Genomic DNA, 14299 nt, shown 5'->3' with positions numbered 1-14299 from the left:
AATCTATTGTATTTTATCTGTATTATTTATTTAATTACTATATTACTTATTTAAAAATGTAATGTTATTAATTTTATATATGAGGCTTGTTCTATTATCAACTTGTGTCTTTTTAAATATATTTTCCATATGTGTTTTTACAGTATGACAGCTTATAAATAATTTTTGTGAAATTTCTTTGTTGCTCAAACCTTTTGAAACAAGATTTATAACTTCCACTTCTCTATTAGTTAAATTATAATCTGAAATAATTTTATCAAAAGTTTTATCTTCATTTAATATTTCTTTAGTTATATAAATATACATAAGTGATTCCAATCCATTAAAAGCATCTGGCACTATAGATGAAACCACCTTAAAATTATAGTTCTTAATAGTACTATACATAAAAGATGAAGAGTCATCTTTTTTAAATTCACCCTCCATAAATAATTTATCTATTACATACTGAATTGGACTTAAGCATGTTCTATCATTTAATATATCTAAACAAAAATCTTCAGCAATATTATTGGAATATATTATAGAATATCTATTATTTAAAACAGCTAGTCCTATAGGTGCCTTTGATGTTATGTCTTTTAAAAATTCTTGTTCATACGATATTTTATTTAGTTTAATATAATTATTAAGAGCATTAGAAATAATACCACTAAGTTTTTCTAAAATCAAAATATCCTTAGATGTAAAATTTCCTAATTCCTTAGGTCTAAAAGCTCCTATTCCCCCTAGCAAGCTCTCTCCTATCCTTAAGGGAATTGCAATTTCATAATACAAATTATCTAAACACAAAAAATCCCTATAATATTCAGTATTCTCAAATTGCTTATATGGCATTATATCTGTTATTGATATAACATTTTTTTGAAATATTTCATTAGATTCTTTTACTAGATAAAAGATATCTGTACTGTAGTAATAGTTTATATATTTTTTAGTTAATATTGGATTTATGTTAGTAGCTATTGGATTTATAAGACTTCCATTTTTGTCTGCTAAAAAAAATGTTAGATAATTATATCCAAAAATATTTGAAAGATTCATTAATATTGTACTTCTAAAATTAATTTGTATATTTTGAACTTGAGTTGCAAATTCAAATATTTTTTCATAGTCTTTTTTATTAAGCTGAGACTTAATCATAAAACCACCATTCCCTTCATTTGGTTATAATGCCATGTATATTTAAAAGTTCCTTATTATTATATACCAAATTATATTTATACCATAGAAAATAGGTAAAAAGTCGTATTTAGCATAATACTTTTCATCCCTTTTACCCATAGATATTAATTATAAAATTTGCAATAATTTAGTTAGATAATTAAGGAAGGACGTGCAATAATGTGTGAAAATATAAAAAATCAAATTGCAGTTATAACTGGCGGTGGTTCAGGTATAGGACGTGATATATGTATAGAATTTGCTAAACGTGGTATTAAAGTTATGATTACTGGAAGAAGAGATGCCAATATCAATGAAACTAAAAAACTAATTGAAGATTTAAACGGATATGCAGAAACTTATAAAATGGATGTTTCTAATAAAGAAAATGTAGAAAGTGTATTTAAAGAAATATATACTAAACATGGTAAAATTGACATTCTCATAAACAATGCCGGACTTTCAACACCTCCTACATTTTGCACTAATATGTCAGATAGTGATTGGGATAGTCTTATAAAAACTCATTTATACGGAGCTTTTTATTGTTCAAGAGCATGTGCTAAATTTATGAAAAATAATAATTATGGAAGAATCGTAAATATGTCATCTATTGCAGGTGTATTTGGTTTTGCAGGAAATATTAATTATTCTACTGCTAAAACAGCACTCGTTGGATTTACTTATTCATTAGCTAAAGAACTTGGCTCATATGGAATAACAGTGAATGCAATACAACCTGGAATTATAAGGACTTCTATGACTGAAGAAGCATTAAATGCTTTAGAAACAAAATTTGTTAATGAAACACCTTTGAAAAAGATTGGTGAGCCAAAGGATATTGCTTCAGCAGTTTCATTCCTATGTAGCCCTGATTCAGGATTTATTACAGGTGTAATACTTAGAGTTGATGGAGGATATATTCTAAATAGTGGAATGGACATCCTTATGATGCAAACATGTTCTACTGAAGAACAATAGTAACTAAAACAAAGTCAAAAATGCCTAAAGATTTTTCTCTAGGCATTTATTACTTCATTTTAAAAATAGACTCTAATTTAACATCATTATAAATTACTGTATCTATATATTTTTTATTTTATCATCAATTATATATTGCATTCCTCTACTGTAATATTAAGATCTTTATCTACTGTAAAAATATAAGTTTTTGTTTCTAATATCTCATTTTCCCAAGGACGATAATATTTAAAAGTAACTTTCGTAGTACCTTCTTTTACAGCTGAAAACTTCCAAGTGTACGTTCCACCCGCTCCTTGAATTTCTGAATCAACATTATCTTGTTTATAATCTTTCCATTCTTCCTTTATAATACCACCTGTATTAAATTCATAATTCCAAGTATAACCAGTTGTAGGATTACCGTCAATATTTATCTCTACTACTTTTCCACTAGCTACATAAACATTATTAATTTTAGTAGGTTCTGTTTCAACTCCATTTGATAAAAATGCCTTTGTTGCTTGTGGAATTTTATCCCCTATAGATTCCCCTGACATTGCAAAAGTATATGTTCTTTTATTAATTACAATATTTCCTTTGGCCATTGCTCCGCTTTTATCTAAGTAATATGTTTTTCCATTTACCTCAATAACACCACTTTGTATTGCTCCATTTAAGTCTGCATAATACCAAGTTCCGTTATCATAAATCCATCCTGTTTTCATGTATCCATTATTATCAAAATAATACCATGCATTATTTATTTGCTTCCAGCCTATCGCATAATTTAATTGCGAATACCACCAGCCATTTGTATCCTTAATCCAAGCAGCATTAGCTTCTTTAGGAACAAATGAAAAACTAAGTACCACACCTAAAATACCTGTTAACAAAATCTTTGATTTTTTCATTATATCTCGCCTCTCTATATTGTTTTTATGCTAAAGATTATTTTTATTTATATTAATAATATAAATAATCTATTTTATTACATTTTAACATACTTTTTTAGGTATTAATTTCATAATCTTCTTATAAAATAAAAAAATCTAAAGTAAAAATCTACATTTCTACTTTAGACTAAGTTTGGTGGCTCACCCGGGAATCGAACCCGGGACACCATGATTAAAAGTCATGTGCTCTACCGACTGAGCTAGTGAACCAAAATGGTGCGTTTTAAGGGATTCGAACCCCTGGCCCACGCCTTAGAAGGGCGTTGCTCTATCCAGCTGAGCTAAAAACGCATAATTTAACATATGTATCTTATAACCAAATTTTAAACTTTATTATTTAAAACATTCTCAAACATAAAGTCTCTACAACTTGACTGCTTGATTATTATAAGATACATAATATAAATTGTCAACACTGTTTTTACAATTTGCCCACTAAAATCCTAATATAGTATAAATTTAGACATTTGTTATTTCCATTTTATGGACCCCAGGGGTAATATGTATATATTAACACGCTGCTAAAACATAGCCTTAAATTAAATATTATATTAGTATTTATTATTTTTTAATTGATTTAAATGCTTCTGCTTGTGCTTTTATACCTCTTTCAGCAGCAAATCTTTCAATACTTGATGCACCAAAGAAACCATCTATTCCTTCTGTTTTTTCAATTACATATGCTGCATCATCAGGTTCTGCAATTGGACCTCCATGGCAAATAACCATAATATCTGGATTAACAGCTCTACCAGCTTTTATAATAGCTTCTATTTTTTCAACACAGTCATCAAGTGTTAAAGCAGTCTTAGCTCCAATTGTTCCTTTTGTAGTTAATCCCATATGAGCTACTAGAATATCTGCACCAGCTTCAGCCATTGCTTTTGCTTGTTCTGGATCAAATACATATGGAGTAGTAAGCATGTCTAATTCATGTGCTTTTCTAATCATTTCAACTTCTAAGTCATATCCCATTCCTGTTTCTTCAAGATTTTGTCTAAACACTCCATCTATTAAACCAACAGTTGGGAAGTTTTGAACGCCTGAAAATCCTTGTTCTTTAAGTTGCTTTAAATAAACTTCCATTACTCTAAATGGATCTGTACCACAAACTCCTGCAAGTACTGGAGTATGTTTAACAACTGGTAATACTTCTGCTCCCATTTCTACAACAATTTGATTTGCATCACCATATGATAATAATCCTGCTAAAGATCCACGACCTGCCATTCTATATTTTCCTGAATTATATATTATAAGCATATCTGCTCCACCAGCTTCACTACTTTTAGCTGTAATACCTGTACCGGCGCCAACTCCTAATAAAGAATTTCCTTTAGCTATTTCCTCTTTAAATTTCTTAATAATTTCTGCTCTTTTCATAATTAATTCCTCCTAATTTTACTGTTTTTAAATTCTATTTTTAATAATGTTAATAGTTATCTATAAATATCATTATTTTCTAGTAATAAGACTTTAAACTATATTATTTACTCATTAAATCTATAAGCTTTTTAGCTGCTGCTTCTCCAAACTCTTTGTCATTTATTGCAAGATTTAGTTCTTCTATCTCTACAACATCTTTATTTATACAATTCTTTAATGTATCAAAAAGCATTTTATCTTCTTCTTCTCCATAGAATTGTTGTCCCTTTTCATCTAACATTGATACGCCTTTTAAAGGTAAGAATAGTGCTGTATTTCCTGTAGCCATATTTAACTTTTCAGCTATCTTTTCACCAATGATTTTATTTTCTTCAACAGTAGTTCTCATTAATGTAACAGTTGGGTTATGTTTATAGAAATTTCTACCTTCAAACTTCTTTGGAACAGTGTCTATTGGTCCAAAGTTTACCATGTCTAATGCTCCTACTGATACAACTTGAGGTATATTATTCTTTCCAGCTGCTTCTAATCTGTTGTGACCTGCACCTAACACGCCTCCAACTAGTTCATCACACCATTCTGTAGTTGTTAAATCCAAAACGCCCTTGATAAAACCACCTTTTATTAGATGCTCCATAGATTTCCCACCAACTCCTGTTGCATGGAATACTAATACTTCATATCCTCTTTCTTCAAGATATTTTCTTGCATAATTTACACATGGCGTTGTTACACCAAACATTGTTGCGGCTACTAGTGGTTTCTTTTCTATAATCTCTTTATTTTCAAAATTCACCATTCCAGCTATTGCAAACACAGCATTTGCAAAGATTTTTGTTGATATTGAATTAAGACCAGCCACATCAACTATTGATGGTACCATGACTATATCACTTGAACCAACATATTGTTCAGTATTTCCTGAAGCTACTGTTGATACCATAACTTTTGGTACTCCAATTGGTAGAGCTCTCATAGCTGGTGTAATAAGTGATGTTCCACCAGTACCACCAAATGAAATAATTCCATCAAACTTACCTTGTTCATATAATTTAGGAACCAATTTCTCCATTCCTTTTGAAAGAATTTCTGTTGCCAATGCTCTATCCTTTTTAGCTGCAATTTCGTAAATATCTTCACCAACTGCTCTAGCCACCTCTTGATTTGAAACATCTGGTTTAAATTTTGGTTCAAATACACCTGTATGAATAGTAAATGGTTTTAATCCTATACCCTCAATTAATTTTTTTACATATAAATATTCAACACCCTTTGAATCAAAAGTTCCTGCAATTGCTATAGTTTTCATAATCCTCAACTCCCCATAATATAAATTAATTTTTACCTTGTCCACTCATAATTTTTAGTTTTAAAAAAACGTTATCACAACTTACAAGTTAATGATAACGTTTTTCTAATTTGCAGTAAATGTACTTATGTATTTTAAAATTGTGTTTATGTACTTTCCCTGTATATTTTTGGTGATTTTCCTATATATTTTTTAAACATTTTACTAAAATGTGCATAATCATCATATCCAACTAATTCTGCAACCTCTGATAATCGTATATTTTCTTTTTTTATTATTTCTGCTGCTTTATTCATTCTAAATTTAACTAAATATTGTGGGAAGCTACATCCAACTTCTTTTTTAAAAAGACTACTTAAATGTGTTCTAGAAATATTTGCAACCATAGCTAATTCTAAAAAAGATATATTATTCATGTAGTTTTTAGATACATATTCTTTTACAAATTCTACATAGTCATAATGCTTTGTTATTCCATCTAACATTTTATTTAAAAAATCATCTTTTTCTAAATTACCTGAATATTTAAATTCTCTAGTTATATTAGTTATATATTTTTCAGATGGTATTCTTTCAAAAGCTGATCCACCAATATATCCCATAGTGTTGCAATTATTATACATATATTGAACGTCTACTGGTGTTTTAATAGGTCCCCCATATATCATTTTAATTACATTTGGTCTAATTTTATCACATAAATCAAAAATTGATTTTGCCTTTTCCTTAGCTGCCTCTAAAGATAATATCTTTTTAGCTCCAAGCATTCCACCCTCTGTTAATCCTAAATGCACACATATAATATCTGCTCCTGCATCTAACATATCACTTGCTTGTTCTTTACTAAAAACAAATGCTATAGTAAATAAGTTCTTTTTATGAGCAATTTTAATAGCTTCAACTTCTAAACTGTAACTGCATCCCTCTTCTTCCAATGCCTTTCCAAATATTCCATCAATTATTCCTACAGTCGGATAATTATTAATTCCCGAAAATCCTTTATTTTGTATATTCTCTATATATTCTTCTAAATCTATTGTTGGATCTGTTGCATTTAATCCAAAAATAACAGGAATATCTTTTATAAGTGGAACAACTTCCCTTAATGCAAATTCCATTACCATATCATTGCTATTGGCAAATGGTAGTATTCCTGCAAGTGAGCTTCTTCCCATCTGTCTAAATCTTCCTGAATTAAGAGTAAGCAATAGATCAGCTCCACCCCTTTGTGCATATTTAGCCGTAACACCAGCACCTGTTGCAACACCAATAATATGACTATTAATTTTTATTTGTAAATTTAAATTTCTAATTATCTCTTCTCTTGACACCATGTTTTATACCTCATTACCTAATTCTAATACTTTAATTACTATATTTAAATCTAATCCTAATGTGTTATCTAATAAAAAACCAACTTTTTATCTTTAATTAAATTCATTTTACCATATCAAGAAAATTTAATTTAACATAAAATATATTTTTAATAATATAAATTCCTAAAGAATAAAATATCCCTTTATAGAAACAGTTTTATTATTTTAACTGTCTACTATAAAGGGAACATATCATTTTTCTTTATAATTTTCTAATTTTTTTAACTAGACTTTCACTGTTGTTAACTTTCCATAAACATCTTCATATCATCTTCTACATTAGTTATTCCACCAATTCCAAAGTTATCTATTAATACTTTAGCAACATTTGGTGAAAGGAATGCTGGAAGTGTTGGTCCTAAATGAATGTTTTTAACACCTAAATGTAATAATGATAATAATACTATTACAGCTTTTTGTTCATACCATGCTATATTATATGATATAGGTAATTTATTCACATCATCTAGTCCAAATACTTCTTGAAGTTTTAGTGCTATAACAACTAATGAATATGAATCATTACATTGTCCTGCATCTAACACTCTTGGAATTCCACCAATATCACCTAAATTTAATTTATTATATTTATATTTAGCACATCCTGCAGTTAATATAACTGTATCTTTAGGTAATTTTTCTGCAAAATCAGTATAATAATTTCTTGATTTAGCTCTTCCATCACAACCAGCCATTACAAAGAATCTCTTTATAGCACCAGTTTTAACAGCATCTACAACTTTGTCTGCAAGGCCTAAAACTTGGTTATGCGCAAATCCACCAACGATTTGTCCTTTTTCTATTTCAGTAGGTGCACTGCATTTTTTAGCCATTTCTATAACTTCTGAAAAATCTTTTGTTCCATCAGCCTTAGCTTCTATATGAGCACATCCTGGCATTCCTGTAGCACCAGTTGTAAATAATCTGTTTTTATAAGAATCCTTTGGAATAACTATACAGTTTGTAGTCATAAGGATTGGTCCATTAAACTTTTCAAATTCTTCTTTTTGTTTCCACCATGCATTACCATAATTTCCTGCAAAATGTTTATATTTCTTAAATTTTGGATAATATTGTCCAGCAAGCATTTCTCCATGAGTATATACATCGACTCCAGTTCCTTCTGTTTGCTTAAGTAACATTTCTAAGTCTTTTAAATCATGTCCTGAAATTAATATTCCTGGATTAGTTCTAACTCCAATATCTACAGTTGTTATTTCAGGATGTCCATAACTTTCAGTATTAGCTTTATCAAGTAATGCCATACCATCTACACCAAATTTACCAGCTTCTAATGCAAGTGTAACTAATTCATCAACAGTTAAACTATCATTTATTGTAGCTGCTAATGCTTTTGCCATGAATGCATGAACTTCTTCATTGTTATATTTTAAGTTCATAGCATGCTTCATATAAGCAGATAATCCTTTTAATCCATAAGTTATAAGTTCTCTTAAGCTTCTTATATCCTCATTTTCAGTTGAAAGAACCCCAACTTTTTCAGCCTTTGCATCAAATTCTATCGTATTATCAGCTGTCCAAGTTGCTGCATCTGGCATTATCATTTCTGTAGTTTGCATTCCAAATATTTTTTTGAAGAAACCACCACTTACTTTTACCTCTCCAACTTTACCACCAGCTTTAATAACTTTAGCTTTTAGAATTTCTCTTAATTTTAAAGTTTCTCTTACTCTATCTAAAATAGAATCTCTATCAAAATTAGCATTTGTAATTGTTATAAATAAATTTTCTGTTATGTATTTATCAACTTTACTATCTGTAACTCCAACTTTTCTTCCCTCATTACTTACTATAGCTAGTCCTTTAGTTACATATATTAATAAATCTTGAGCCTTTGCTACATGTTCGTCTTTACCACAAACACCTACTTTAGTACAGCCTTTACACCCTGCTGTTTCTTGACATTGATAACAAAACATTGACATATTATGTCCTCCTATTTCTCTTTTTATATAAAAATTATTAATTTCTTTTTGTTATTTCTTAACTTTAACAATTCAAATTTTACTATATTCTTTTCACTTTTTCTGTAACATATGTTACTAATTTAAAATTAATAATTTTTTTATAATTATTTAATACAAAAAAAAGAACCTAATTGATGTTATAGCATTCATCAATTAAATTCTTTTAAATATATGCTGACTATGTGTCTGTTTTTATCTTTACTTATATACTCATTGTAATCAAGTTTTTTAATTCTTTAAAATCATAAAAAATTAAAATATACTACTAAATTAGTCTTTTAAAATATTCATCAATAATATGTTTCATATTATTATGTCCATACTCAAATCCATACTCAACCAACAAATTAACAAACAATTCCTGAACCTCTTCATCATTATATTGAGATAAAAACATTACACATTCATCCCAAAGATTTTGAAAGCACTCTAATAAAAGAATAGAAAAACAAAGTTCTCTTGCTCCTTTTTTATCATTAACTCTAAGATTATAAAATACTTCCTCAAGTTCCTCTAATGGATCTTCACCAATATAATTTAATAAATCTCTTATTTTTTCTTCAGATGTATCACTAGCAAGAGTTGATAATGCATAAGTATCATAGTCTGGAAATTTTTCTTTAGGAATACCAATATCAATAGATTTAATATCTTTTTCTTTTAGATAAACCTCTTTATATGAAATATTCCTTTTTTTATTTTCACTCTTCTTTTCATAAAACTCCTTTATACTATCTCCATCTTTTATATCAGAATATTTAATATTATTGCCTGTATAGGAAATTCCTTCTTCTTTAGAATTAAAATTCTTATATGAAAATGTGTTTATAATGGTTATGCAGCGTATTGGTTTTCCTTCCAAATAACAAGCTGTAGCCTTATGATGTCCATCTATTAATAATCCAAGTGCACCCCTCATTTCAATAGCTAAGCCAAAGAACTTTTCTCCATTTCTAATTTTCTCTCTATAATAATCTACTCTATCTTTGTTATAACAATCAGTTCCTTGAGAAGGTAATAAAAACTTAGGTTCTATAATAACAGTTCCATAATTAGGAGCATAATAGTCTGCACTTGCCATATAATTTTTAGCCTTCATTTTTAAATTCCAAAAGAAATTTCCTTCACCATCTGTAGGAAAAAACTCTGTTTCTTTTAAAACATAGTATCCATCTTCTAGTAAAGATAATATGGAACTTATTTTAGAAAAACTATCTTCTAAACCTTCTATATTATTTAGTTCACTTAAAATTTCAACAACCTCATCATCTGCTTCATCTCTTCCTTCAGCTAACGCAATCATTGTAGAACAAGTTGGACAATATTCTGAATTACACATAATTAACGGAGTATCTCCTAAATAAAATGTTGCCTTTATATCACTGTTTATATCCTTAGCAAATTTCATAGTTAATTTTCCAAGACCGTTTTTTACTTTAAATAATATATCTTCCCCATTTAAATTATCCATTTTAGTTACTGATGGTTTATTAAATTTTTCTAGTATTTTATTAATTAACATTTTTCCTCCTAATAATTTAGCAATCTATTCCTATGCAATTATAGTATTTATTATCTTATTACATAATCCAAAAAGTCATCTTGTCCATTAAAGAATGATTCTGCATTTAAATTTATTTCTATATCTGGATAAATTGAATCTGTATCTTTATCTGAGGTTTTAAAATAATTGCTTGAATAATTAACATCAATATTCACATTAGATAAATGTATAGTTTTTACCTCTCCAAAATGATTAGGTTTTCCACCTGTTGGCTCTCCTATTAATGTAGCATTAGTTTCATTTCTAAGGCTCATTGCATTTAGTACTGCTGATGAGAATGTTCTCCTTCCTATAATAGCATAGAGATTCCCTTCTTTATTTATATCTTCTCTTTTCTTTATTTCATCTAAAAATGCTTCAAAAATTCTAGAATTCCCTCCACCATTATCTCTTAAATCTACAACTAATTTAATTGCATTTTTTGTATCAATAACATTAAATACATCCTTAGTGAAGTTAGAAAAAGAATACTCCTTCATTTCCATACATGAATTGTATTTTACATACACAGTATTTTCTTCTTCAATGTACTTAAACCAATAATTATCATTTGAGTTCTGTTTTGATATAGGAAATCTATTTTTAAACTCTTCATCACTTGATAATGTTGTTATATTCATATACTCTTCCATTGTAACTGGTTTTATCATAACATCAGCATTAGATGAATCCTCAAATGTAAAGGTTGCATTATCTTCCTTTACTATTCCACTAAGTTTTAATACTTCTACACATTTTAATAATATTGAAAATTGATTTTTACTTATAGCTTCATTATCCTTGGATATAAAAGGTTCTAATTTTTCTTTTAATTCATTTATTGAATATCCATTTATTGAAACAAGCTTTTTTCCCAAATACTCTTTATATTCTGAATCCCCATCAACAAGATATATATCATTTCCAAACTGAAAGAAATTTAATGGATAAGCTAGTGAACCCATAATATCTACATTAGTATGACTGTCATTAATAGATACTATTATTTTTGCAAGTTCACCATTTATCTCTTCATCACTATATCTTGAAACATTGTTAATTAGTGAGTCAATCTCATCATTAAATTCTTCTTCTGATTTAGAAAAAAATAAATTCTTATGCTTTTTAGGTAATTCCTTTTTTAAGAACTCAATATCTGCTATAAATTTCTCATTTCTATCTTCACTTTTAATCATAGGAGAGTTAGTTACTCTATGAAATATTTTAAAAGCAAATATTCCTATAACTACTGCAATTACAAGTACAATAGTAGCAATAACCTTCCCCTTCTTATTAAATTTCATTATTAATACCCCCATCACTAAATTATTATTTATAGTAATCTAATATACACTATATTTCTATAAATTTCTTTGCAAATTCTATTATACTCTATATTTTTCCATATAAAAATCAAAAAACACCAACACATTCGGTGCTGATGTTTGTAATATAATTAAATACATCTCATGTTAAGGTTAAACATTATTTACACTAGTTATCATGGTTTCCATGCCATTATTTAAATACATCTCATGTTAAGGTTAATCACCGTAAAATATCCATTTTCTTAAATTAAAGGGTTTTATATAAATTTATGGCTGGTAAAATAGACTGTTTAGTATTCTAGTTAAATTATACACTTTAATAGAATTGCACAGAAAAAAACACCTAAGATAATTAAATCCTAAGTGTTTCTAAAAAATACTAATTACCTTCTTTTTTTCTAAGAGCATATATTTCTTCTTCTGTTAATCCAGTTTTTATTGCTATTGTTTTATTATCTAAGATATCTAGTAAATTTTTTGCTATTTCTAGCGCCTTAATTTTTTCTCCTTCTTCTTTACCTTTTTATGTATAATGTCTTTTTCTTATTTCATCAACAGTCATTTTCAATGCCCCTCCTTTTTTCTTTTTATAATCATCATATTTCTTTTCTATTTCAGAACTTTGAATTAAAAATAAATACTCTAAAAAATCTACCAAGGCTTTTATTTGCTAATTATTTTTTACCTTATCATAGTTTACTAATTCTTCTGCTAGGTTTATTTTTGCTTCATAAATATCTTCATCTTACTTAACCTAGTTTAAATACTATTTATTTTAATTTTTTTATTATGTTTAATTTTGGTTATCTTTAAATATACCTGATGTTGAATTTTAAATTCCTCTACATCATAAATTGTCCAATATAAATTATCAAAAATATCTTTACATTCTATTTCTATTTTTCCTACATTTCCTTCCATTCTATTTCCTTGAGAGTTTCTTATTGAGTACTCTTTTACAACTCCATCTTTTTCCAATAAGTTGATATAGAATTCACTAATATTAGAATTATTTTTAGTTATTGCACTTATTTTTATATCTTTAGCAATCCCTATTCCTACATTTTTTATTTCATGTAAATTTACATTTGTATTATATATTGTGCCAATACTAAATCTCACTTCTTTAACATAATCGTTACCTAAATCTTGTTCTTTTAATATTAATATTGGTTTATTTCTTTTTACATCTTCCAAATATTCTTTGTACATTATAGCTTTCTTATTTTCTTGTTGAATTTTTCTTGTTTCTTCTGTAGTTATAACAACAGCTATTAAAGTTCCTGTACCTCCAACAAATCCTCCTAATAGACATCCTATTGTTGAATAATATAACTTATAATCTCCACCTTTACTTATCCATAATAAAAATATACATAAAATAACTAATACGATTATTATAGTAAATGTTATTAGATATTTTTTTACTTTGTCTTTATAATTATCCAAATAAGACACCTCCTAAAACAATATTTTATATTAAAACTATCTTATATCTATATAAACTGTTATTTAATTCAATCCATAAAATTATCAATATTTTTAACTAGCTGATGCCTAAACCATATTTAATTTTATTACTATAAATATTTAAATTTAATATTATTATGTATCTCTACTTTATTGCATCATAAAAGAACCCTATTTCTAGAGTTCTTAATTTTAATTTCTATTATATTCTACCCCATTAATAAATTCTCTATGTATTTTTGTTCTTAGCTTCATCATTCTTACTTATTTCTTCTATTTTATTTTGTCCAAAACTTCTTTTATTTCACCTTCCGACATAGATTCATTTTCCTTATTACACTTTAACTTTTCTAACTTAGTAACTCCATTCTCCACTTTGTTCCTTATCGCAAATTTTTGTTCAATCGACAGATTATACACTTTCTTAATGTTACGTAGTATTTAACTTTTTAGATTTTGCATATAAAGATGGGAGCTTAAGGAATATGTACCTACTAAAGAGGATTTAGAATTTGCACAAAAATTTATTCAGTGGAACAATTTAACTCATGGAATTCAAAGAGTTGATGCTTGTAGAACTGAAGAAAATGAACTTTTGTTAGTGGAATTAGAAGATTTGAATCCTTATCTTTGACTACTAATACTGCCAATTTAAATATATAAATACCTCTCATTTTATATACTTTTAAGTGTATAACAAGTTCTTATTTCACATTATATTTAAATATGTTATTTATTTCCAAATTAAATAATGTACAAATAAGAAACTCATTTAAGAAACTCATTAACAAACTGAAATTTAAGGTCTTAAATCTCTAT

The 14299-nt window shown here is 27.5% G+C and carries 10 protein-coding genes, 2 tRNA genes and 1 pseudogene; 1 reads left to right on the top strand and 12 read right to left on the bottom strand.

The genetic code is table 11. The features are described from left to right. Positions 1 to 42 precede the first annotated feature (42 nt). Positions 43 to 1143: a response regulator transcription factor gene (locus NG901_RS02155; RefSeq protein ID WP_252212107.1), complete on the bottom strand. Its 1101-nt coding sequence runs from the start codon at positions 1141 to 1143 to the stop codon at positions 43 to 45. 201 nt (positions 1144 to 1344) lie between these two features. On the opposite strand from NG901_RS02155, the gene NG901_RS02150 reads away from it, so the two are divergent. Beyond that, positions 1345 to 2145 carry an SDR family NAD(P)-dependent oxidoreductase gene (locus NG901_RS02150; protein ID WP_252212106.1) on the top strand — a complete coding sequence of 267 codons (801 nt, stop codon included), beginning with the start codon at positions 1345 to 1347 and terminating at the stop codon, positions 2143 to 2145. Positions 2146 to 2273: 128 nt separating this feature from the next. Here NG901_RS02150 and NG901_RS02145 read toward each other — a convergent pair whose 3' ends face one another. From NG901_RS02145 to NG901_RS02100, 11 genes and pseudogenes are all read right to left on the bottom strand, one after another. Next, the gene (locus NG901_RS02145) at positions 2274 to 3038 is read right to left on the bottom strand and encodes a protease inhibitor I42 family protein (protein WP_252212105.1); all 765 of its coding nucleotides are present in this window, start codon (positions 3036 to 3038) and stop codon (positions 2274 to 2276) included. 176 nt (positions 3039 to 3214) lie between these two features. Beyond that, a tRNA-Lys gene (locus NG901_RS02140) sits at positions 3215 to 3290 on the bottom strand. A gap of 4 nt (positions 3291 to 3294) precedes the next feature. After that, positions 3295 to 3371, bottom strand: a tRNA-Arg gene (locus tag NG901_RS02135). Positions 3372 to 3641: 270 nt separating this feature from the next. After that, positions 3642 to 4463, bottom strand: a complete 822-nt coding sequence (locus tag NG901_RS02130; protein ID WP_252212104.1) for a phosphoenolpyruvate hydrolase family protein — start codon at positions 4461 to 4463, stop codon at positions 3642 to 3644. A 103-nt stretch (positions 4464 to 4566) separates the two neighbouring features. Further along, positions 4567 to 5775, bottom strand: coding sequence for a Tm-1-like ATP-binding domain-containing protein (locus NG901_RS02125; RefSeq protein WP_252212103.1), 1209 nt, complete (start codon positions 5773 to 5775; stop codon positions 4567 to 4569). Between the two features lie 146 nt (positions 5776 to 5921). Continuing rightward, positions 5922 to 7109, bottom strand: coding sequence for a phosphoenolpyruvate hydrolase family protein (locus NG901_RS02120; protein WP_252212102.1), 1188 nt, complete (start codon positions 7107 to 7109; stop codon positions 5922 to 5924). A 284-nt stretch (positions 7110 to 7393) separates the two neighbouring features. After that, the gene (gene hcp / locus NG901_RS02115; RefSeq protein ID WP_252212101.1) at positions 7394 to 9097 is read right to left on the bottom strand and encodes a hydroxylamine reductase; all 1704 of its coding nucleotides are present in this window, start codon (positions 9095 to 9097) and stop codon (positions 7394 to 7396) included. A gap of 307 nt (positions 9098 to 9404) precedes the next feature. Beyond that, a complete protein-coding gene (locus NG901_RS02110; RefSeq protein WP_252212100.1) occupies positions 9405 to 10661 on the bottom strand; it encodes a cytoplasmic protein in 1257 nt (418 codons plus the stop codon). Between the two features lie 50 nt (positions 10662 to 10711). Beyond that, on the bottom strand, positions 10712 to 11986 hold the full coding sequence (locus NG901_RS02105) for a S41 family peptidase (RefSeq protein WP_252212099.1): 1275 nt from the start codon (positions 11984 to 11986) through the stop codon (positions 10712 to 10714). 403 nt (positions 11987 to 12389) lie between these two features. Next, a pseudogene (locus NG901_RS17280) lies at positions 12390 to 12755 on the bottom strand (RpnC/YadD family protein); the annotation flags it as partial. Positions 12756 to 12769: 14 nt separating this feature from the next. Continuing rightward, positions 12770 to 13459, bottom strand: coding sequence for a hypothetical protein (locus tag NG901_RS02100; protein ID WP_252212098.1), 690 nt, complete (start codon positions 13457 to 13459; stop codon positions 12770 to 12772). Between the last annotated feature and the right edge of the window lie 840 nt (positions 13460 to 14299).

The sequence above is a fragment of the Clostridium sp. CMCC3677 genome (genome assembly GCF_023845585.1).
Classification (GTDB): domain Bacteria; phylum Bacillota; class Clostridia; order Clostridiales; family Clostridiaceae; genus Clostridium; species Clostridium aquiflavi.
The sequence above is the reverse complement of the archived record's forward strand: the minus strand, read 5'-3'. Positions and strand labels throughout refer to the sequence as shown.

What these genes read in the sequence shown, in the direction of transcription:
- NG901_RS02145 (WP_252212105.1), bottom strand. Translation starts at nt 3,038, where the DNA reads ATGAAAAAATCAAAGATTTTGTTAACAGGTATTTTAGGTGTGGTACTT.
- NG901_RS02155 (WP_252212107.1), bottom strand. Translation starts at nt 1,143, where the DNA reads ATGATTAAGTCTCAGCTTAATAAAAAAGACTATGAAAAAATATTTGAA.
- NG901_RS02150 (WP_252212106.1), top strand. Translation starts at nt 1,345, where the DNA reads ATGTGTGAAAATATAAAAAATCAAATTGCAGTTATAACTGGCGGTGGT.
- NG901_RS02130 (WP_252212104.1), bottom strand. Translation starts at nt 4,463, where the DNA reads ATGAAAAGAGCAGAAATTATTAAGAAATTTAAAGAGGAAATAGCTAAA.
- hcp (WP_252212101.1), bottom strand. Translation starts at nt 9,097, where the DNA reads ATGTCAATGTTTTGTTATCAATGTCAAGAAACAGCAGGGTGTAAAGGC.
- NG901_RS02125 (WP_252212103.1), bottom strand. Translation starts at nt 5,775, where the DNA reads ATGAAAACTATAGCAATTGCAGGAACTTTTGATTCAAAGGGTGTTGAA.
- NG901_RS02120 (WP_252212102.1), bottom strand. Translation starts at nt 7,109, where the DNA reads ATGGTGTCAAGAGAAGAGATAATTAGAAATTTAAATTTACAAATAAAA.
- NG901_RS02110 (WP_252212100.1), bottom strand. Translation starts at nt 10,661, where the DNA reads ATGTTAATTAATAAAATACTAGAAAAATTTAATAAACCATCAGTAACT.
- NG901_RS02105 (WP_252212099.1), bottom strand. Translation starts at nt 11,986, where the DNA reads ATGAAATTTAATAAGAAGGGGAAGGTTATTGCTACTATTGTACTTGTA.